2 protein-coding genes are annotated in these 3,919 nt (G+C 74.3%); both read left to right on the top strand.

All coding sequences use genetic code 11. The features are described from left to right. A partial coding sequence (locus F3T56_RS45465) for a type I polyketide synthase (RefSeq protein ID WP_149831317.1) occupies positions 1–3,142 on the top strand: 3,142 nt, incomplete at its 5' end. After that, positions 3,139–3,919: beta-ketoacyl synthase N-terminal-like domain-containing protein (locus tag F3T56_RS45460; protein ID WP_425473755.1), on the top strand; the 781-nt coding region annotated here is incomplete at its 3' end. The genes F3T56_RS45465 and F3T56_RS45460, both read left to right, overlap by 4 nt.

Genomic DNA, 3,919 nt, shown 5'->3' with positions numbered 1-3,919 from the left:
CGCCGGCTACTGGTACACCAACCTCCGGCAGACCGTCCGCTTCGCCCCCGTCATCGACGCCCTCATCGAGAGCGGGTACCGCTCCTTCCTGGAGGTCAGCCCGCACGAGGTGCTGACGCCCTCCCTCAACGGCGCGCTGGAAGCGGCCGATGCCTCCGGTCTCGCCGTGGGCACCCTGCGCCGGGACCACGGCGGCTTCGGCCAGGTGCTGACGTCCCTGTCGCGGCTGTACGACGCGGGCGTGCCCGTCCACTGGCAGCGGTTCTTCGAGAGCACCGGAGCCCGCAGGACCGAGCTGCCGACGTACGCCTTCCAGAGCGAGCGGTACTGGCTGGAGACCCGTACGGACACGGAGGACGTCAGCGGGGCCGGGCTGCGCAGCGCCCGCCATCCGCTGCTGGGCGCGGTGGTGCGGGTCGCGGGACGCGACGAGGCGGTGCTGACCGGACGTCTCTCCCTGCGGAACCACCCCTGGCTCGCCGACCACGCCGTGCTGGGCACCGTGCTGCTGCCCGCGACCGCGCTGATCGAGATCGCCCTCCGCGCGGGCGGCGAACTCGCCAGCCCGGTACTGGAGGAGTTCACCGTCACCGCCCCTCTCACGCTCTCCGAGGACGCAGACGTCGACATCCAGGTCACCGTGGGCGAGGAGCAGGCGGACGGACGGCGCGAGCTGGTCGTCAGCGGACGCCCGGCGCTGCCTGACGAGGAAGCCGACTGGACCATCCACGCCCAGGGCGTCCTGACCGGCGCGGCAGAGCCCGCCGACGCCGCCGCGCCCGCACCGCCCGGGACGGGAGAGCCGGTGCCCGTCGCGGATCTCTACGACCGGCTGGCCGAGCGCGGATACGGCTACGGCCCCGCCTTCCAGGGCCTGACCGCGGCCTGGCGCGCGGGCGGCGAACTCCACGCCGAGGTGGCCCTCGACGACGGCGCCGCCGCCGACGCCGGCCGCTACGGCCTCCACCCGGCGCTCATGGACGCGGCACTGCACGCAGCCCTGCTGCACAGCCTGGACGCCGAAAACGAGGGCGATGAAGGCGCCTTGGCCGGCGGGACGCTCGTCCCCTTCGAGTGGAAGGACGTACGCGTCCACGCCCCGGGCGCCACCGGGCTGCGCGTTCGGCTGACGCCGCTCGGCCGGAACGAGACGCGTCTCGAACTCAGCGACAGCACGGGCCGCGCCGTCGCCACGGTCGGCTCGCTGACGCTGCGCGAGATCCAGGCCGGTCAGCTCGCCGACGCCGCCGACGTGAGCCGGACGTCGCTGTACGGGCTGGACTGGACGCCGCTGTCGCTGCCCCCGGCCAGGCCGGGCGCGTGGGCCGTGGTCGGCCCCGACCACCTCGCCGCGGGCGGGGAGCGGTTCTCGGACGTCGCGGCGCTCGCGGCGTCCGTCGAGGCCGGGGCCCGGTTCGAGGCGGCGGTGGCCGGTCTGGCACCCGCCGGGCAGGACCCTGTCGCGGCGGCCCACGAGGGCGCGCGCCGGGCGCTGTCCCTGGCCCAGGAGTGGCTGGCCGAGGAACGGCTGAGCGAGGTGCGCCTCGTGGTGCTCACGCAGGGCGCCGCGGGCCCCGGCGTGGACGGCCCCGGGGCCGCCGCGGTCTGGGGGCTGCTGCGCTCGGTGCAGACGGAGAACCCGGACAGGATCGTGCTGCTGGACACCGATGCCCCGGAGGCGGTTCCCCTCACGTCCGTACTGGACGCCGGGGAGCCGCAGTTGGCGATGCGCCTGGGCACGGCGCACGCCCCCCGGCTCGTCCGCTCCAGCTCCCGCAAGGCCCCGGAGAGGCAGGCGCGGCCCGGGTCCATCACCGGCGCCGCAGACGGAACTGTCCTCGTCACCGGCGGAACGGGAACGCTGGGGGCGCTGTTCGCCCGGCACATGGTGACGGAGCACGGCGCGTCCCGGCTGCTGCTTGTCAGCCGGCGGGGACCGGAGGCCCCGGGCGCCGACGAGCTCCGGGAGGAACTGTCCGCGCTGGGCGCCTCGGTGGAGATCGCCGCCTGCGACCTGGCCGACCGCAAGGCCGTCGGGAAACTGCTGGCCCGCATCCCGGAAGCGCACCCCCTCACGGCGGTCGTGCACACGGCCGGCGTGCTCGACGACGGGCTGGCCACCGCACTCACCCCGGAACGCCTGGCCGAGGTGCTGCGGCCGAAGGCGGACGCGGCATGGAACCTGCACGAGGCGACCAGGGACCTGCCGCTCGCGTCCTTCGTGCTGTTCTCCTCGGTCGCCGGGGTGTTCGGCAACGCGGGCCAGGCCAACTACGCCGCCGCCAACGCCTTCCTCGACGCGCTGGCCGGGCACCGCGCCGGGCAGGGCCTTCCCGCCACCTCCATCGCCTGGGGGCTGTGGCAGCGCGCCAGCGCGATGACTGCCCGGATGAGCGCCGCCGACGTGGCCCGGCTGGAGCGCGGCGGGCTGGTGCCGCTGAGCACCGAGCAGGGCGTCGCCCTGTTCGACGCAGCGCTCGCCTCGGGCGCTGCGACGCCGGTGGCCGCCGTCCTGGACCCCTCGCGGCCCAAGGACCGCGACATCCCGCTCCTGCGCGAGCTGACCGCGGGGCCCGCGCGGCGTACCCCCGGTGCGGCCGCCACGGCGACGTCCCAAGTGCCGTTCCCGGAGCGGCTGGCCGGGCTCGGCCAGGACAAGCGCACAGAAGTGGCGGAGGACATGGTGCGGGGTGAGGTCTCCACCGTCCTTGGCCACTCCGGCACCGGCGGCATCGACCTCGACCGCCCCTTCCAGGAAATCGGCTTCGACTCCCTGATGGCGGTGGAACTGCGTAACCGTCTCTCGGCGGGCACCGGCACGAGGCTCCCCTCGACCCTCGTGTTCGACTACCCGACCCCGCGGGCGCTGGCCGGCCGGCTGCTGGAGCTGGCGGCGCCCGCTCCCGCCGCCCAGGAGGGCGAGCCGTCCGCCGCGGTCGACCGCCTGGAGGCGTACCTCTCCGGTGCAGGACCGGAGGCGGAGAAGGAACGGCACATCGTCAGCAGGCTCAAGTCCCTCCTCGCCCGCTGGGAGGCCCGGACCGCTTCGCCCTCGGCGGAGAGCGGCCTCGCGGAGCTGGATCTCGACTCCGCGTCCGACAGCGAGCTGTTCGAACTCGTCAACGCCAACCGGAGGGTCTGAAGGGCATGTCCAACGAGCAGAAGCTGCGCGACTACCTCAAGCAGGCCATCCTCGACACGCAGCAGGCGAAGCTCCGCATCCAGGAACTGGAGGATGCGGCGGGCGAGCCCGTCGCCGTCGTGGCGGCGGCCTGCCGGTTCCCCGGCGCCGACTCGCCCGAGGAGCTATGGAAGCTGGTGCGGGACGAGGGCGAGACCATCTCCGAGTTCCCCGCGGACCGCGGCTGGGACCTGTCGGAGCTGTACGACCCCGTCCCCGGAGCGCCCGGCAAGTCGTACACCAAGCACGGCTCGTTCCTCGGCGGCGCCGGGGAGTTCGACGCGGAGTTCTTCGGGATCGCGCCGCGTGAGGCGTTGGCGATGGATCCGCAGCAGCGGCTGCTGCTGGAGACGTCGTGGGAGCTGTTCGAACGGGCCGGGATCGACCCGGCCGACCTCAAAGGTACCCCCACCGGGGTCTTCACCGGGCTGATGCACCACGAGTACAGCGCCCGCGCCCACGAGGCGGCGGAACTCGGGGGCCACGTCCTGACGGGCACCACGGGGAGTGTGGCGTCGGGCCGGATCTCGTACGTGTACGGGTTCGAGGGGCCGGCGGTGACGGTGGACACGGCGTGCTCGTCGTCGCTGGTCTCGCTCCATCTGGCCTGCCAGTCCCTGCGCCAGGGCGAGTCCTCCATGGCGGTCGCGGGCGGCGTGGCCGTGATGGTCACTCCGGGGACGTTCGTGGAGTTCTCGCGGCAGCGGGGGCTCGCGCCGGACGGGCGCTGCAAGTCCT

Source organism: Streptomyces tailanensis, from assembly GCF_008386495.1.
Taxonomy (GTDB): domain Bacteria; phylum Actinomycetota; class Actinomycetes; order Streptomycetales; family Streptomycetaceae; genus Streptomyces; species Streptomyces tailanensis.
This window is presented reverse-complemented; position numbering and strand designations above follow the sequence as displayed.